We start from the raw sequence: 16,371 nt of genomic DNA, 5'->3' as shown, positions 1-16,371 counted from the left end.
CCTTTTTGGGTAAATCGGGGCAAAGATGCTAACTTTTAATGGATTGTCAATCCTTTAAGTTCCTCATATGCGACTTTTTTAGGAAATATACGTTTATATCGTATTTTTACGCCTCGTTTTAAACACATATTTAGTTTATATGAATAAAATAACGGCCGCTATTACAGCGGTGGGTGGCTATGTTCCCGATTACGTGCTTACCAACCAGGAATTAGAAAAATTAGTTGATACGACGAACGACTGGATAATAACCCGGACGGGCATTTCGGAGAGAAGGATACTGAAGGGAGAAGGGAAAGGCACCTCTGATTTGTGTGTTCCGGTAGCGCTTGAAATTTGCAAAAAAAGAGGTATTTCCCCCGAGGAAATTGACCTGTTGATTGTAGCCACCGTTACCCCGGATATGACTTTTCCGTCTACTGCCAACGTAGTAACCGACAAAATCGGCGCAAAAAATGCCTTCGGCTTTGATATCAGTGCGGCCTGCTCTGGTTTTTTATATGCACTGGATACAGGCGCCCGCTTCATTGAAAGTGGCCGTTACAAAAAAGTAATGGTAATTGGAGCCGATAAAATGAGCTCTATCATCGACTATACCGACAGAACTACCTGTATTATTTTTGGTGATGGCGGCGGTGGAGTACTGCTGGAGCCTAATACCGAAGGATACGGCTTAATAGACAGCATCCTGAAAAGTGATGGTCATGGACGGGAATACCTGCACATGAAAGCCGGTGGCTCTGTAAAACCTGCTACTATTGAAACGGTAACCAACCGCGAACACTATGTTTACCAGGAAGGTAAGATGGTATTCAAATACGCCGTGTCGAACATGGCAGGCGCAGCCAAAGATCTGATGGAACGCAATAACCTCACTGCTGACGATATCGCATGGCTGGTACCTCACCAGGCCAATAAACGTATCATTGCGGCTACTTCCCAATACATCAATGTTCCGGATGAAAAAGTAATGATGAATATTCACCGCTACGGTAATACCACCGCCGGTACTATTCCTTTATGCTTGTGGGACTATGAAAAATACCTCAAAAAAGGCGATAACGTCATCATGGCTGCCTTTGGAGGTGGATTCACCTGGGGTGCCAGCTACATCAAGTGGGCATACGACGGAGATAAAGTTGGTAAATAGCGGAAGATACAAAGCACACACAGTATAAAGCAAGAAGCTATTGTGGAGAATGATCTTAGCGAATATTAAATCGCTTTAGTTAATCTCCACAATAGCTTCCTGCTTTATACTTTGCCTGTATACTACTTTCACGCCCTTAGCGAAACAGTGATCACCACATAGCGATCTTCACTATCAGTAACTTCCATTACGCCATTCATCTTCTCTAAAAAATCCCTGGTAATAGCATAATTCAGAGCATGCGTATTGTCCTGCCAATTAGATAAAGACGTTATAACACCTGCTGCCCCAATACCCGTATCTACGATAAAGCGGATATATACCACGGGTGCAATTGTCCAGCTAGTTATTACCAGTGGGCGACCCGGTTGTGAATAATATACGGACAATTGCAATATATGCAGGAACACCATCCGGAGCATTTCAGGGTCGGCCTTTACCATACAATTGGCGGTTAACTGGTTCACTATCTCCAGCTTTTTTTCCACAACTGTGCCCTCTACCTGGTGTAAAGCCGTCAGCAGTAGATCGTAAGCATGGCAATCCACCGGCTGATACGTAAACCCTGATAATTGCAATCGTATCCATTTCAGGATATTATCAAACACGGCCAGCGTATCGCCCGATACAACTGCTACCTTCCGGATCAACGCCACCATGGTAACCGGATCCACACCCGGCTCCTTTAAACGGCTGGCTACTTCAGAAATATAATGCAGGGGTGTCCTGAAATCATTGGCAAGAATGGTGATCAGCTTATTTTTAAACTCATCGTTTGCACGCAACGCTATATGCTTCAAGGATATACTGGCGTAACTCTCCGCCACCATTTCTTCCTGTTTCCCCGCTAACCGGTATTCCTGGTATCTGAAATACAGTAGTACCATCAACAGTAAAACGATGGTGAATACCCCGGCGATCACCATCTGCGTACTTCTCCGCCTCATGGTCACTTCCTCCAATGCTGCCTGTAGCTGTTGATTGCGGTCGGCCTGCTGCCGCAGTGCTTCCTGTTTCACGAAATAATCGATATAGTTGATCTCTTCCCTGCTTTGTACGTCCGTTCGCGCTGCTGCCAGGCGCATTATCTCCTGGCTATAGTAAGCTGTTTTGCCTTTGTCGCCTGTTGCTCGGTATTGTTTGAACAGTCCGGCCAGCGCAGGCAGATTCAACTCTGCGCAACCTGCTTTCTTTGCCAGATCGTATGAAAGCTCCCGGTAATAGGTCATGTTAATGGGGTATCCCATGGCAGGATAATCTTCCAGGTGACTGTAAATCTCCATCGCCACATAGGGGAGCCCCCGATATAATGCAACAGTAGCCAGCTTATTGATCACTGCCTCTCCCTCTTTCCCCCTCCCCTGCCTGACCAGGGAATCGGCCGCAAAAGCATCAATGTATAACGAAAACCTGCTCTGGGGATATTTGCCTGCCAACTGCTTTGCCTTGCGTAGTGCCCATTGCAGGGAATCCCTGCGGGTGCTGTCCTGGTAAAAACGCATCACATAATTAACCAGTAGCATACTGTAAAGCGAATCCTTTGTAGCCGGAAGACGGCTGGCCATCTGGAAAGCCTCGTAAAAATAATTCCCTGCATCGTCCTTCCTTCCCATGTTGAGGTAATAGATATAAAGATTATTCAGGGTATTGCAGATACGCATGCTATCCGACAACGACTTATGCAATTGAAGGGCCCTATAGGCATATATCGCGGCAATGCTGAAATCTGTCTTCAGCGCATAACGGTAACTGATCACATCAAAGGCGTCTGCAATCCCGTGAGGATATTTCAGGCGTTCGGCGATCTCCAGCTCCCTGATAGCATACCGGAAACTACTGTCGATATTAATCATCATGTACAGGGTCCCAATTTTACCCAAGGTATTCACATACGCCGCACTGTCCTGCAGCCCATGCAATTCCTGCAACAAGACCGGCAATTGCGGGCCTTGTGCGGCTACATGATCTACCCGGCATATCCAAAGCATCGTAATGCCCATAACAAACACCAGGTTCCTGAACCTTGTAAGTATACTTATCATTACTTCCTCAATACCATTTTCTTTGCTTCCGGCAACCGGTAATAAAAAGTGCTTCCTTTATCCTGGTTATTATTGGCGCTGATAATTCCGCCCATTTTTTCAATAAAGTCTTTACAGATAATCAGCGCAACGCCTGCGCCTTTTCCAGGTCGCTCCTGTTGCTCCGCCTGGCTGTTCCAGCTAAACAACCGGGATAACACCGTAGTATCTATGCCGGTACCGGCATCTTTGAAGGATACCTGCAGCCATTCATTTTCACGTATAGCCGTAACAGTTATAATACTATGCTGTGGCGAAAACTTAATTGCATTATGCAAAAAATTACGGTGAATAAACTGCAGCATTTCATAATCTGCGTTCACCGTAATCGCATCCGGGATTTCTTTCTGTACCTGGATATTTTTTTCTGCCAGCAAATGATGTAGGTTGCTGACGGTTGTATCGATCATATCTGACAGCAGGAAAATTCCGGGGCGGTATACAAAACCTGACAACTGCGTACGTATCCAGGCCAGTATTTCTTCAAATACGGAAAGCGTGGCAGCCGCGCTGGTTTCTACTTGCAGGATCATATCGGCAGCGTCTGTTACAGTCAGCGCTTTTTCTTCTATAAATCCGGTGATATTAACAATGTTATGCAGAGGTGTTCTGAAATCATGCGCAATCATGGAAATCAGCTTATTCTTAAAATCATCGCTTTCCTGCAGCGCCTTATTGCCTTTACGGATTTCTTCCCGCAAAACAGCCATACTGGCTGCATTCATGCGCGAAAAACGGTATGCACGCACAAAATACAGCAGTAAAACAGCCAATAATATAGCAATAGCGGTGATAATGATCACCTGGTAATACCAGAAATAATTGTTGCTTTTACCTTGCTGTAGCCTAGCATGTTGCAGCTGGTATTGCGTACGTAAAGAATCCATCAGCTCATCGCCAAAAACATAGGACAGGTAATCTGCCTCCCCTCCTTGTATATCTTCTTGCTGTTGCTGCATTACCTGCAAGGCCAGCTGACTATAACTGGCAGCCCGCAGCGAATCCCGCTGCTGCTGATACCAGTTGAACAACGTAGTAATGACCGGCAGCATCAAGCCGGTATATCCTCCTGCCACTGCATAATTAAGCGATTGTTGCTGATATTGTAAGGAATCCGTCCTTCTCTGCCAGGTGAGGTATCCGGCCAGTTGGGTACAAGCGTACATGGCGATATAATTCAGGCCCAGGTGATCGGCGGCGGCTATCACACCTTTCAGCTGCGCTTCTGCTGCGGGAGCATTTCCTGCCCGTAGCGTTTCATGTGCCAGAAATAGCTTTACGTATAACCTACCCAGGTGGTCGTTATACTGTGAAGTCAGTGCTACCGCCTGTTGCAGGGCTTTCTGTGCCACTGGCAACATGCTGGTATCCCCCGCATTAATCATATAATAATTGATTAACACCCAGGCCCGGAGGGAGTCGAGATGTTGATCCCAGGCTACTTTCAACGCTTTGCTTACATAATACTGTGCAGCTGGATGGTTACCCTGGTATTGATAATAATTGCCAATATTCATCAGGGCGGCTACTACGCCGGCAGAGTCGCCGGCAGTGCGGCTGGCTTCCAATGCTTTTCCATAAAATAAAAAGGATAGATACCGGTGAGGCCGGAGGGAGTAATAACGGCCAAGGCCCCTTAAAGCATTACGCCGGCCTTTCTCATAACCAATACTGGCAGCGATGGTATTGGCGGCAGTGGCGTATACCCCACTACTGTCGAGCTGACAAGGAATGTAGCAGGCAGACAAGCGGTTTAGCGCGTCTACATACTTCATGCTATCCGTTATTGTTGGTAACGCATGCTTAATGTTTATAATTTCATTCTGCTGGGCGTACAATCCCCCGGTAATCAGTAACAGGCAGGAAAGCGCCATGTAACGCAAACGGGACATATCAGGAAGTCAACTGCCCGTAAAATAGCGGTATTTACGGTGCCTGCTGCCATCCATTTTGTTCATTTTACAAACTAGATCTCAAAGACCAGTCCTTTACGTTTCAGCGCTTCATATTTTTCAGGATCAAAGCGATACAGGTGTGCTCCTTTCTTGGAAGAGGTTTTGTCTTTTTCATCCAGTTTTTCCATTACATCCAGGGAGAGGATTTTCTTGCGGAAATTGCGCTTATCCAGCGTTTTCCGGTAAATTTCTTCATACAGGCACCTGAGCTGGGAGAGGGTAAATTTTTCCGGCAGCAGTTCAAAGCCAATAGGATGGAACTGGGCATTATTACGCAGTGCTGTCAGCGCATCTTCGATCATCTTTCCATGATCAAAAATCAGGTCGGGGATTTCATGTAATTCCAGCCAGTGGGCGCCATGCTCCCTGGCCAGCGGTTTATCGTGATTCGTAATGCGAATCAGGGCATAATAGGCCACTGAAATTACCCGGGCACCGGTATCACGGGCTACATCGCCATAGCAATGCAGCTGGTTCATATAAATGTCATTAAGTCCGGTAGTATGCTCCAATACACGTGCTGCTGCATCATCCGTGCTCTCTTCTTCCTGCACAAAACCACCCACCAACGACCATTCACCCGCCATAGGGGCTACTTTACGTTGCATGATCAGCAATTTCAACCGGCCTTCATCAAAGCCGAAGATGATACAATCTACTGCTACCAGGTGCCTGGGAGCCTTCGCATAAAAGGAGGCAGCATTCATAATGGAACTTTAAAAGCAAAAGATCGGTAAAAATAATAAAACAGCCTACTTTTTAGGCTTAAAACGGCTGTATTCCACAGCCGGTAACCGGTGAATACCCAACTGCGCTAACATATATACGAGTTGACCACGGTAAAAGGTACTATTGGTACATACCTGGACAATGGCATCCTCCACGGCTATCTTGTAATGCTCACTCTTTTTGAGCGTATAGGCAATCGTATGGTTCAATCGCACCTGGGGCGCTTTTGTTACCCACTCCTCCAGTAATGCTGATTGCTTTAGCCAGGCCGCGCAGGCCGCTGCAAAAGAGCCCTCAAAGCCGGTTGTAGGATCAGTGGTCTTTTCTACCAGCTGTAAACGCTGGTACCAGCAACTTTCCTCTGACCATAAGTGGTAAACTGCTTTCCGCAGGGTAGAAAAACGTCCTCCCAGCTCCCGGTCCAATTGCTCCGTTGTTAGCTTCCCTAATCCCTTCACCAGCTGCTGATTAGCCCAATGATTATACGCAGCCAAATGCACAAGCAAATTTTTCATGTTAAAAGAGATTAATAGTCACGCCCAGGTAAACACCTTCCAAATTACAATATTGTTTGTCATTTTAGTATATGATATTTTGCCAAGCTTCCTGCCGCCCGGCAAAGGGTCAGGTAATTCACGCAATGCCTATAGTGGAAGCCAGGGGATCTCCACAATTTTTTTGATTATTTTGCACCCGGTATATTAAAACAAAGCGCTGGTTCACCGGCATAATATTTTACAGCTATGGAAGATATAACGTTAAGGGTTGCACGAAAAGAAGATTGCCCTCGCCTGATGGAGCTAATCCGCGAACTGGCGGAATATGAAAAAGCATCGGAAGAAGTCACTGTCAGCATGGTCCATTTTGAAGAATCGGGCTTTGGGGCCCATCCCGTATGGAAAGCATTTGTGGCCACCTCGATAGTCGAAGGCCGGGAAGTGATCCATGGCATGGCGTTATACTATATCCGCTATTCAACCTGGAAAGGATGCCGTATGTACCTGGAAGATATTATTGTTACCCGCGAATGGCGTGGCAAGGGATTGGGCAAATTACTCTTTGACCAGCTGATATTGGAAGCGCAGGAAAAACAATTCAGTGGCATTACCTTCCAGGTGCTGGAATGGAATACACCCGCTATCAATTTCTATAAGAATTACACGAACAAATTCGACCCGGAATGGATAAATGTAGCCATCGAATTGCGATAATTTTTCCGCTCATATAATTCTATAAGGGTATATCCTCCATCCTTGCTAATATTGAGGATATACCCACTCTGTTATGACGATTAATTTCAGAACATTACAACAAGTCACTACCCCTGCGCTTTGCGACACCTTCAATACTGCATTCAGCGATTATATAGTCCCCCTGCATCTTACTCCTTCCATCATGGAACAAAAAATACAGGGCGAAAACCTGCATATGGATTATTCCATAGGCGCCTTTGCCGGCCATGAGCTGGGAGGATTTATTTTACATGCACCAGACAACCACCTGCATCCTACTATGCTGTATAATGGCGGTACGGGGGTTATTCCCGCTTATCGCGGGCAACGTCTTGTGCAGCAAATGTATGATCATTTCCTACCCCGTTACCAACAACAGGGTATTGAGAAAATTATACTGGAAGTGATCAGCAGTAATATCCCGGCTATCAAAGCCTATAGCAGTACCGGCTTTGAGAAAATAAGAACGATCAATGCCTATAAGGGTAATATCCGCATCGGTAAAATCCCGGCAGGCATCTCTGTAAAAGAAAATAAAACTCCCGACTGGTCACTGCTGACAACATTTATGGATATGGAACCCACCTGGTCTAATTCCGTGAGTACCCTGCTCAGGGAAGCACCGTTTACCACCACCTGGGAAGCGGCGATAAGCGGAGAAACAGTTGGCTATATCAGTGTTCACCGTGATACGCGCCGGATCCGTAATATAGCGGTACATCCCCACTTTCGCCGACAGGGCGTGGGCAGTACCCTGCTTCAATATGCAGCCGCCAGTCTCGACGGCCCCTTTACCATCATTAATATTGATGAAAACTTCCCGGAAATACGGCTATTCCTGGAACGTGCAGGCCTGGAACAATACCTGTCGCAATATGAAATGGTATTGAAGCTAAAAGCATAAACCGAAAAGCAAAAAGCTATTGTGAAGAAGAACTGGCGAGTATTTAAAATTCGCTTAGTGCAATCTTCACAATAGCTTTTTGCTTTTCGCTTTATGCTTTCAGCTTAGTTAATACCGTTTACCACGGTGTCTTTGTTAATCTTCTGGATCAATCCCTGTAATACTTTACCAGGACCAACTTCCGTAAACTCTTTCGCACCATCCGCTACCATGGCCTGTACAGACTGTGTCCATTTTACCGCGCCGGTCAGCTGATCAATGAGGTTTTGTTTGATCTGTGCCGGATCAGTTACTGCTGCTGCAGCCACGTTCTGATATACGGGGCAGGAAGGCGTGTTAAAGGCAGTAGTTTCGATGGCTGCTTTCAGCTCTTCTTTGGCGGGCGCCATCAGCGGGGAGTGGAATGCGCCACCTACCGGTAAAATCAACGCTCTCTTAGCGCCGGCAGCCTTCATTCTTTCACAGGCAATTTCTACGCCTTTGAGGCTGCCTGAAATAACTAGTTGTCCGGGACAGTTATAATTGGCTGGCACTACTATTTCGCCGGTTTCGGCGGTAACAGCAGCACAAATCTCTTCTACTTTTTCATCTGCCAGGGCCAGTACGGCAGCCATGGTGGAAGGTTGCAGTTCACATGCTTTCTGCATGGCATTGGCGCGGATAGCTACCAGTTTCAGGGCTGCTTCAAACGACAATACGCCATTGGCTACGAGTGCGGAAAACTCGCCGAGGGAGTGGCCGGCCACCATTTCGGGCTGTGAATGTTCGGTGCACAAAAAGGCAATTACTGCATGCAGGAATACAGCAGGCTGGGTAACATTGGTTTGTTTCAGATCTTCTTCTGTACCGGTAAACATGATATCAGAAATGCGGAATCCTAAGATGCTATTGGCCTGCTCAAAAAGTTCTTTTGCTTTTGCATTGGTGTCATACAGGTTTTTGCCCATGCCCGGAAACTGGGAACCTTGTCCGGGAAATACGTAAGCATGCTTCATGTGGAGATATTATAGTTTTAGCTTATCAAATTAAAATTTTCCAAATATACAAGTAAAAGAATTATAAATTATTTAGGGACCCTCAAATTTCATCTTTCCTGGTAGCACTGCGTAGCAGCGCTATCCCAAAAATAAAATCTGAGCGTCCCTAAAATAGGTATAATGCTTTCTTATCTGCCTATCAGCTTGAGGAATTCGGCCCTGGTAGTACCGTTCTCAAATTGTCCGCTGAAGGCGGAAGTAGTGGTAACAGAGTTTTGCTTTTGTACCCCCCGCATCATCATACAGAGATGCTGGGCTTCGATTACTACAGCCACGCCTTGTGGCTCCAGTGTTTCCTGGATAGCATCCAGGATCTGGTGTGTTAAGCGCTCCTGTACCTGCAGGCGGCGGGCAAATACGTCCACGACCCTGGCTATTTTACTCAGGCCGGTAATATATCCGTTGGGAATATAGGCTACATGCGCCTTTCCGAAAAAAGGCAACATGTGGTGTTCACACATAGAATACAATTCTATATCCTTTACAATCACCATTTCACTATATGCTTCGGTAAACCGGGCGCCTTCCAATATTGCTTTGGCATCTAACTGATACCCCTGTGTAAGCACCTGCATCGCCTTAGCCATGCGCTCCGGTGTTTTTTGCAAGCCTTCCCGATCAGGATCTTCTCCCAATAACTGCAGGCATTCCCTATAATTCTCTACAAGACCGGACGTGATCTTATCATCGTAAGTTTCAATCTTATTATACGCCATTCTTATATGATTTTAATAAATTCCAAGGCGGCATATACGTATCCGTTTCCACTATTTTCCTCCGTAGTATTCTACGTATATGCGAGGGGTCTCATACAACTTGATACAATGTAATTGCACTTCTGCCGGCAGATGTTTGGCCAACTGATCCCAGATAGCAATAGACAGGTTTTCGGCGGAAGTAAATTTACCTGCCATAAAATCTACATCCATGTTGAGATTCCGATGATCAATCTTCTCAATAACAGCATCCCGGATAATTACTCCTAAAGTCTTGGCATTAAATACAAACCCGGTGTCCGGGTCTGGATTACCTTTTATAGTGACGTGTAATTCGTAATTATGACCATGCCAGTTTTCGTTGGCACATTTACCAAAAACTTCCTCGTTCTTCTCTTTGCTCCAGCCCGGGTTAGATAACTTATGCGCTGCATTGAAGTTCTCTACGCGCGTTAAATAAATCATTATTGCAAAAAATTTTTGCAAAAATACCACTATTAAGTGAGTAAGGCCAATTTATCCTAATTCCTGTCAATTGTTTTACATGGGAAGCTCTCATTTTTGCCGTACTTTTACCCCATGAAATTACTGGTAACAGCGGCTACCACACTGGAAATACAGCCATTTTTACAGTTCCTGGACCAACACCGCCCAACTTTATCTGCCGCTCATTGTGAAGTCGACGTACTCATCGCCGGCATTGGCATGATGCACACCGCTTTCCACCTCGGCAGGCACCTGGCCAATCACAAACCCGATATCGCCCTCCAGGCAGGCATTGGCGGTGCTTTTGGCCCCCACTGGCAATTAGGACAGGTAGTGCTCATCCGTCAGGAATACCTGGCCGACCTGGGCGCAGAAGATAATGATCAGTTTAAAGATTTATTTGATATACAACTCTGGCAGCCCTCCCAGGCGCCCTTTACCGGCACCGGCCTGGTCAATACCTTTTCCGGGCTCCCCTGGAAGCCCAACCTGCCCACCGCTACCGGCGTTACAGTCAACCTGGTCAGCGGTAGCCTACCCACTATACAGCGACTGGAACAACGCTATTCGCCAGACATAGAAAGCATGGAAGGCGCCGCCTTCCACTATGCCTGCCTGATGGAAAACGTACCTTTCCTGCAGCTGCGGAGCATTTCCAACCAGGTAGCAATCCGGGATAAAAGCAAATGGAAAATACCGCTGGCCGTGAAAACATTAAACGAAGAGCTCGTGCAAACTGTGAAAACACTGGCCGGCATTCAATAACAAGCAAATAAAATTTTGGAGCATATGCATTTATCGCTAGGATTTTCACCCTGCCCAAATGATACCTTCATCTTTGACGCATTGGTGAATAAAAAAATAGATACAAAAGATTTTACCTTCGACACCCACCTCGAAGATGTGGAAACACTCAACAACTGGGCTTTACAGGGTAAACTAGCCATTACGAAACTGAGCTTTGCTGTATACCTTAAAGTAAAAGATCAATACGATCTGCTCAACAGCGGTAGTGCACTGGGACGCGGTTGCGGCCCTTTACTCATTGCCAGGAACGACATCCCGAGAGAAGAGATCAAAAACCTGCGCATTGCCATTCCGGGGGAAAATACTACCGCTAATCTCCTGTTCTCCATCGCATTCCCCGAGGCGAAAAATAAAAAGATCATGGTATTCTCCGAAATCGAAAATGCCGTATTAAATGGCGATGTAGATGCCGGCGTAATCATCCACGAAAACCGCTTTACCTACCAACTGAAAGGCCTGGTAAAACTTATGGACATGGGCGAATTCTGGGAGCAGACTACCGGCAATCCTATCCCGCTGGGTGGCATCTTTATCCGGAAAGATGTGCCGGAAGCGATCCGCCACCAACTCGATCAACTTATTCACCAAAGTTTGCAAAATAGCTACACCACTTATCCACAGCTCTCCGACTATGTAAAATCACATGCCCAGGAGATGGATGAACAGGTAATGCGTCAGCATATCGATCTGTATGTAAATGACTTTAGCCTGGACTTAGGCCAGGAGGGGAAGGCAGCCGTGACTGCACTGATGCAGGCAGCGGAAAAAATCCGTTCTTAAACCAGCCTTTTTCAATAAAATTCAAATCAGTGTTACTATAATAACAACCATCTACAGCAAGCGGGGATCATCGATCTCCGCTTTGCTTTCTAGGGTTTCAGCGCTTTCCCGTATACTTCCAATGCCCGCTTCCTTGCTACCTCATGTGATACGATCGGCTTCACATAAGTAAGTGCTTCAAATTCCGGCACCCACTTACGTATATATTGCAGGTCTTTATCAAATTTTTGCGTTTGTAAAGTGGGATTAAATACCCTGAAATAAGGAGCGGCATCGCAGCCTGAACCAGCCGCCCATTGCCAGCCTCCATTGTTGGCGGCTAAATCGTAGTCTAATAATTTAGCCGCAAAATATGCTTCTCCCCAGCGCCAGTCTATCAATAAATGCTTCGTTAAAAAACTCGCGGTAATCATGCGTACACGGTTGTGCATGTAACCGGTAGCATTGAGTTCACGCATACCTGCATCCACAATAGGATAGCCTGTTTCGCCTTTACACCAGCGCTCAAATTCCTGTTCATTATTACGCCAATGAATCTTATCGTATTCCTTCTTAAACGAATGCCCTACAACATGCGGAAAATGCCAGAGTATCATCTGATAAAACTCCCGCCATATCAGCTCTTTGGCAAAAGTATCGTTGAGTTGTAAAGCCAGGTGCATCAGCGCACGGATGCTAACAGTTCCAAAACGCAAATGAACACCTATCCTGGAAGTGCCCGCCACAGCAGGAAAGTCGCGCGTTTTGTCGTACCCGCGGATCAGCGCTTCCGGCAATACGTTTGCTGGGAAATGTGTGTCTCCTGCCACAAAACCCATTTCCTCCAGGGAAGGAAACCGCAACGCCGGTTGCTGGTATAATTGCCTGATATAACGGTGGCAGGGATAAGGCTTCAAATGAAAGGCAGTTAACGTATCGTGCCACTTCCGGCTGTACGGCGTAAATATCGTATATGGCTCCCCGTTATCTTTCAATACCTCATTCCGGTCGAGGATCACCTGGTCTTTATAGCTATGAAAGGAGATGCCTTTTTCGCGGAGCTCCTTTGCCACCAAGGCGTCGCGCTCTTTCGCGTAAGGTTCGTAGTCATGATTGGTATATACTGCGGTTACATTATACCGATGGGTCCAGTGCGCAAAAGCAGCGGCGGGCGTACCGTAAAAGATATCCAGGGAGGCGCCATTGGGTACCAGTTTCCGTTGCATATCTTCCAATGCCTGGTAAATAAACTGTAAGCGCTGATCCTGTTTGTATTCCAGGTCATCCAATATATTCGTATCAAATATGAATACAGGCACCACCGGTTTTCCGGAGCGTAATGCATAATAAAATGCGGCCTGGTCATCCAGCCGCAGGTCACGGCGGAACCAGCATAAACTTACTTCAGGCTTCATGCAAACAGGTGATTTAGCTACAACATTCCTTCATGCAGTACTTCATGTAAGATAGCAGCGGTGGCGTTGCCATAGCTGCTGTCGCGGAAAACGCCTACCCATCGAATGCCATAAATGGCATTGGTCAGGAAGATTTCGTCTGCCATTTCCAGGTCATCAATATCCAATGCGCGCTCTTCCACTTTAAAGGGCAATTCTGTTTGCAACAGGTATTTACGCATGACGCCACATACGCCTCCTTCAGAAGTAGGCGGTGTATACAACACTTTGTTCCGAACAATGAATACATTGGCGATGGTGCTGTCTGCCACACGGCCATACTGGTTCAGCAGGATCGCTTCATTCAGCCGGTGTTGTTTGGCGTACATAGCCGCCATTACATAAGGCAGGCAGTTGTTAGATTTGATGGAAGAGAGCTTGTCGCAACTCTTTTTCACATCCGGGAAAATGTCTATTACCAGGCCATTTTGATTTAACTCCAATACTGATTTACTTAGTTCCCAGCATTGGATAATATAGTTGGGCAAATTATTGACGGGGTCGTATAAACCGCCGTCAGAGCGGAATATAGCTAGCCGTACGCGTGCCAGGTGCGACACGTTGTTTTTAGCGCAGAGGTCAGTGATCTGCTTAACAAAAAATGCCTTGGTAAAATTAGCAGGAATGTCGAAGTGTAACAAGTGTAAACTGGCGAGCAGTCGTTCAAAATGGAGATCGGCCAGTAATACATGGCCCTGGTATACTTTCAGCGTTTCAAAGAAACCATCCCCATATCTGAAGGAACGATTGTCCGCAGTAAAAATCGGGTCTGCCGCAGGAATATATTTACCATTATAACAAAGAAATCCAACTTGCACCTCGAACTATTTTAGCAAGGTGAAAGTTACCACTAATTTGGCGATTTTTGAACTTTGAGATTTCCGGATTTTATTTCAGGAAAATATGTATGGAGATACAAAATATCTGATACAAACAGTACCATACATTTCTTTCCCAACATCTTTATCCGGTTTATCCGGCATGAAGAATTAAATTATATCGATCTTTTAGATATATAAAGCCACAAACATTCATATTTAACATTTAGTATAAAAATGGCCACTTCGTAAAATAAAGTGCCCCTGCTTCCTATAAAGGCGCAGGGGCACGGTAACGTATATACGCAATTCTCCTGTCAGATTTTCATCTCGGGAATTTCACCTGTTATAATTAATCTGCCGGCTGTTTTAGCACGAATTTCGTCCACACTCACACCAGGTGCACGCTCCAGCAGCTTAAAGCCGTCAGGAGTAACATCCAGTACAGCTAGCTCTGTTACAACCTTCTTTACACAGTTCACACCGGTTAATGGCAGCGTACACTGGGGCAGTAATTTACTTTCTCCCTTAGGATTGGTATGCATCATGGCTACGATAATATTACGTGCCGATGCTACCAGGTCCATGGCGCCCCCCATTCCCTTTACCATCTTTCCCGGGATTTTCCAGTTGGCAATATCACCGTTATCAGCAACTTCCATTGCACCTAGTACGGTGAGGTCTACTTTCCCCGCGCGGATCATGCCGAAGCTCTCGGAAGAATCAAAAAAACTTCCACCCGGCAATAAGGTAACAGTTTCCTTACCGGCATTGATCAGGTCTGCATCTATATCTTCTGCTGCCGGGTAAGGCCCCATGCCCAGTATGCCGTTTTCTGATTGCAGCATAATAGACACTCCTGCCGGAATGTAATTGGATACGAGTGTTGGGATACCAATACCCAGGTTAACATACATACCGTCCCGCAGCTCCTGCGCTATTCTTTTGGCGATACCATATTTATCGAGCGACATAAAATTTCAGATTTGAAGAGTGGAAAATTTGATGAACTAGATCTTAACGGTTCTGCGTTCAATCCGTTTTTCATAGTTACCGCCCCGGAAGATGCGGTGCACATAAATACCCGGTACGTGGATGTTGTCCGGGTCCAGCTCTCCCGGCTGTACCAGGTGTTCTACCTCTGCAATCGTAATTTGTCCGGCTCTGGCCATAGAGGAACTGAAATTCCTCGTAGTTTTACGGAATACCAGGTTACCCATTGTATCGCCCTTCCAGGCCTTCACAATAGCGAAATCAGCATGCAGGGCCAGCTCCATCAAATGGGGTTTTCCGTTAAATACCCTTACTTCTTTACCTTCCGCCACTTCGGTACCATAACCGGCAGGTGTAAAGAAGGCTGGAATACCCATACCTGCCATCTGGATCCGGGTGGCCAGGGTACCCTGGGGAATCAGGTCTACTTCTAGCTCTCCGGCCAGTAACTGCCGCTCAAATTCTGCATTTTCGCCTACATAAGACGACATCATTTTCCGGATTTGCCGTGTTTTCAATAACAGCCCCAGGCCAAAGTCATCAACACCTGCATTGTTGGAAATACAGGTCAATCCTTTTACGGCTTTCTTTACCAACGCAGTAATACAGTTTTCCGGAATACCACACAAACCAAATCCTCCCAGCATCAGCACTGCGCCATCCTGGATATCCTGTATCGCTTCATCGGCATTAGCTACTACTTTCTTCATGTTTTGGTGTTTTATAGATTATTGCTGCCGCTTAACAAAGGGCCGCATCGTGTCCATCCTGGGAACTAATATCACACTGTCGGCATAAGGAAAAATACTCTTCAAACGATAGCGGACCGGCGCATTTTCTTCTATCGGGTTACCCAGCTTTTGCTTCTTGTTGGAAATATTATTCTGCACCATCTCCAATACCTCTTTCAACCTGCTGGGATGCGATTCATAATAGCGGTAACTATCCATAAATTCATGCACTGTCACTTTATGCAAATCAAGTATCTGCTTATAATAGATCTTCACCTTTTCCTGTCTCACAGAATCGTAGTTGGGAGAATAGGTTGTATTTTGCTGTACCTGCAGCTCATTACTATAAGCATCTGCAATAGACATATCTGTCATAATGCTGCTCATTTTATCTTTCGAAAGATATTTACCCGGTACTTTGTCCCCCTCTCCGCAGGCAAATATAAACAGCACCAATAAAGCCAGGGGGATATATTTTATTATATTCTTCATTATCGCATTTCACTTTTAGCAGGCAGA

At 46.0% G+C, this 16,371-nt stretch carries 17 protein-coding genes; 5 read left to right on the top strand and 12 right to left on the bottom strand.

The genetic code is table 11. The features are described 5' to 3' along the window. Window positions 1–139: 139 nt before the first annotated feature. Entirely contained in the window at window positions 140–1,150 is a 1,011-nt protein-coding gene (locus HGH90_RS13285; protein ID WP_168761897.1) for a beta-ketoacyl-ACP synthase III, read from the top strand. Between the two features lie 128 nt (window positions 1,151–1,278). Here HGH90_RS13285 and HGH90_RS13280 read toward each other — a convergent pair whose 3' ends face one another. The 4 genes from HGH90_RS13280 to HGH90_RS13265 form a co-directional block, all read right to left on the bottom strand. Continuing rightward, window positions 1,279–3,192, bottom strand: a complete 1,914-nt coding sequence (locus tag HGH90_RS13280) for a sensor histidine kinase (protein ID WP_168761896.1) — start codon at window positions 3,190–3,192, stop codon at window positions 1,279–1,281. Next, entirely contained in the window at window positions 3,192–5,123 is a 1,932-nt protein-coding gene (locus HGH90_RS13275; protein WP_168761895.1) for an ATP-binding protein, read from the bottom strand. The genes HGH90_RS13280 and HGH90_RS13275 overlap by 1 nt, the downstream gene beginning before the upstream one ends. Before the next feature lie 74 nt (window positions 5,124–5,197). Next, on the bottom strand, window positions 5,198–5,893 hold the full coding sequence (locus HGH90_RS13270; RefSeq protein ID WP_168761894.1) for an NUDIX hydrolase: 696 nt from the start codon (window positions 5,891–5,893) through the stop codon (window positions 5,198–5,200). Between the two features lie 45 nt (window positions 5,894–5,938). Further along, window positions 5,939–6,430, bottom strand: a complete 492-nt coding sequence (locus HGH90_RS13265) for a DinB family protein (RefSeq protein WP_168761893.1) — start codon at window positions 6,428–6,430, stop codon at window positions 5,939–5,941. A 228-nt stretch (window positions 6,431–6,658) separates the two neighbouring features. Here HGH90_RS13265 and HGH90_RS13260 point away from each other — a divergent pair, with 228 nt between their 5' ends. Both HGH90_RS13260 and HGH90_RS13255 read left to right on the top strand, forming a co-directional pair. Continuing rightward, window positions 6,659–7,126: a GNAT family N-acetyltransferase gene (locus tag HGH90_RS13260; protein ID WP_168761892.1), complete on the top strand. Its 468-nt coding sequence runs from the start codon at window positions 6,659–6,661 to the stop codon at window positions 7,124–7,126. 73 nt (window positions 7,127–7,199) lie between these two features. After that, the gene (locus HGH90_RS13255; RefSeq protein WP_168761891.1) at window positions 7,200–8,051 is read left to right on the top strand and encodes a GNAT family N-acetyltransferase; all 852 of its coding nucleotides are present in this window, start codon (window positions 7,200–7,202) and stop codon (window positions 8,049–8,051) included. Between the two features lie 104 nt (window positions 8,052–8,155). Here HGH90_RS13255 and fabD read toward each other — a convergent pair whose 3' ends face one another. The 3 genes from fabD to HGH90_RS13240 form a co-directional block, all read right to left on the bottom strand. Next, the gene (gene fabD, locus HGH90_RS13250) at window positions 8,156–9,046 is read right to left on the bottom strand and encodes an ACP S-malonyltransferase (RefSeq protein WP_168761890.1); all 891 of its coding nucleotides are present in this window, start codon (window positions 9,044–9,046) and stop codon (window positions 8,156–8,158) included. Window positions 9,047–9,216: 170 nt separating this feature from the next. After that, window positions 9,217–9,804 carry a GTP cyclohydrolase I FolE gene (folE, locus tag HGH90_RS13245; protein ID WP_168761889.1) on the bottom strand — a complete coding sequence of 196 codons (588 nt, stop codon included), beginning with the start codon at window positions 9,802–9,804 and terminating at the stop codon, window positions 9,217–9,219. Between the two features lie 51 nt (window positions 9,805–9,855). Further along, window positions 9,856–10,269: a 6-pyruvoyl trahydropterin synthase family protein gene (locus HGH90_RS13240; protein ID WP_145664653.1), complete on the bottom strand. Its 414-nt coding sequence runs from the start codon at window positions 10,267–10,269 to the stop codon at window positions 9,856–9,858. Between the two features lie 114 nt (window positions 10,270–10,383). Between HGH90_RS13240 and mqnB the strand changes: the two genes are divergently transcribed. After that, the gene (gene mqnB, locus HGH90_RS13235) at window positions 10,384–11,055 is read left to right on the top strand and encodes a futalosine hydrolase (RefSeq protein WP_168761887.1); all 672 of its coding nucleotides are present in this window, start codon (window positions 10,384–10,386) and stop codon (window positions 11,053–11,055) included. Between the two features lie 24 nt (window positions 11,056–11,079). Continuing rightward, on the top strand, window positions 11,080–11,877 hold the full coding sequence (locus HGH90_RS13230; protein ID WP_168761886.1) for a 1,4-dihydroxy-6-naphthoate synthase: 798 nt from the start codon (window positions 11,080–11,082) through the stop codon (window positions 11,875–11,877). Window positions 11,878–11,966: 89 nt separating this feature from the next. Here the strand turns inward: HGH90_RS13230 and HGH90_RS13225 are convergent, their stop codons facing one another. From HGH90_RS13225 to HGH90_RS13205, 5 genes are all read right to left on the bottom strand, one after another. After that, complete coding sequence (locus tag HGH90_RS13225; protein ID WP_169191295.1) at window positions 11,967–13,271, bottom strand: cryptochrome/photolyase family protein; 1,305 nt, start codon at window positions 13,269–13,271, stop codon at window positions 11,967–11,969. Window positions 13,272–13,288: 17 nt separating this feature from the next. Beyond that, window positions 13,289–14,128: an aminotransferase class IV gene (locus HGH90_RS13220; RefSeq protein WP_169191294.1), complete on the bottom strand. Its 840-nt coding sequence runs from the start codon at window positions 14,126–14,128 to the stop codon at window positions 13,289–13,291. Between the two features lie 317 nt (window positions 14,129–14,445). Then, the gene (locus HGH90_RS13215; RefSeq protein ID WP_168761883.1) at window positions 14,446–15,102 is read right to left on the bottom strand and encodes a 3-oxoacid CoA-transferase subunit B; all 657 of its coding nucleotides are present in this window, start codon (window positions 15,100–15,102) and stop codon (window positions 14,446–14,448) included. A gap of 36 nt (window positions 15,103–15,138) precedes the next feature. Further along, window positions 15,139–15,831, bottom strand: coding sequence for a CoA transferase subunit A (locus HGH90_RS13210; RefSeq protein ID WP_169191293.1), 693 nt, complete (start codon window positions 15,829–15,831; stop codon window positions 15,139–15,141). Window positions 15,832–15,849: 18 nt separating this feature from the next. Continuing rightward, window positions 15,850–16,344, bottom strand: coding sequence for a DUF4296 domain-containing protein (locus HGH90_RS13205; protein WP_169191292.1), 495 nt, complete (start codon window positions 16,342–16,344; stop codon window positions 15,850–15,852). Window positions 16,345–16,371 lie beyond the last annotated feature (27 nt).

Origin of the sequence: Chitinophaga sp. Ak27 (genome assembly GCF_012726295.1) — a bacterium.
Lineage (GTDB): Bacteria > Bacteroidota > Bacteroidia > Chitinophagales > Chitinophagaceae > Chitinophaga.
The sequence above is the reverse complement of the archived record's forward strand: the minus strand, read 5'-3'. Positions and strand labels throughout refer to the sequence as shown.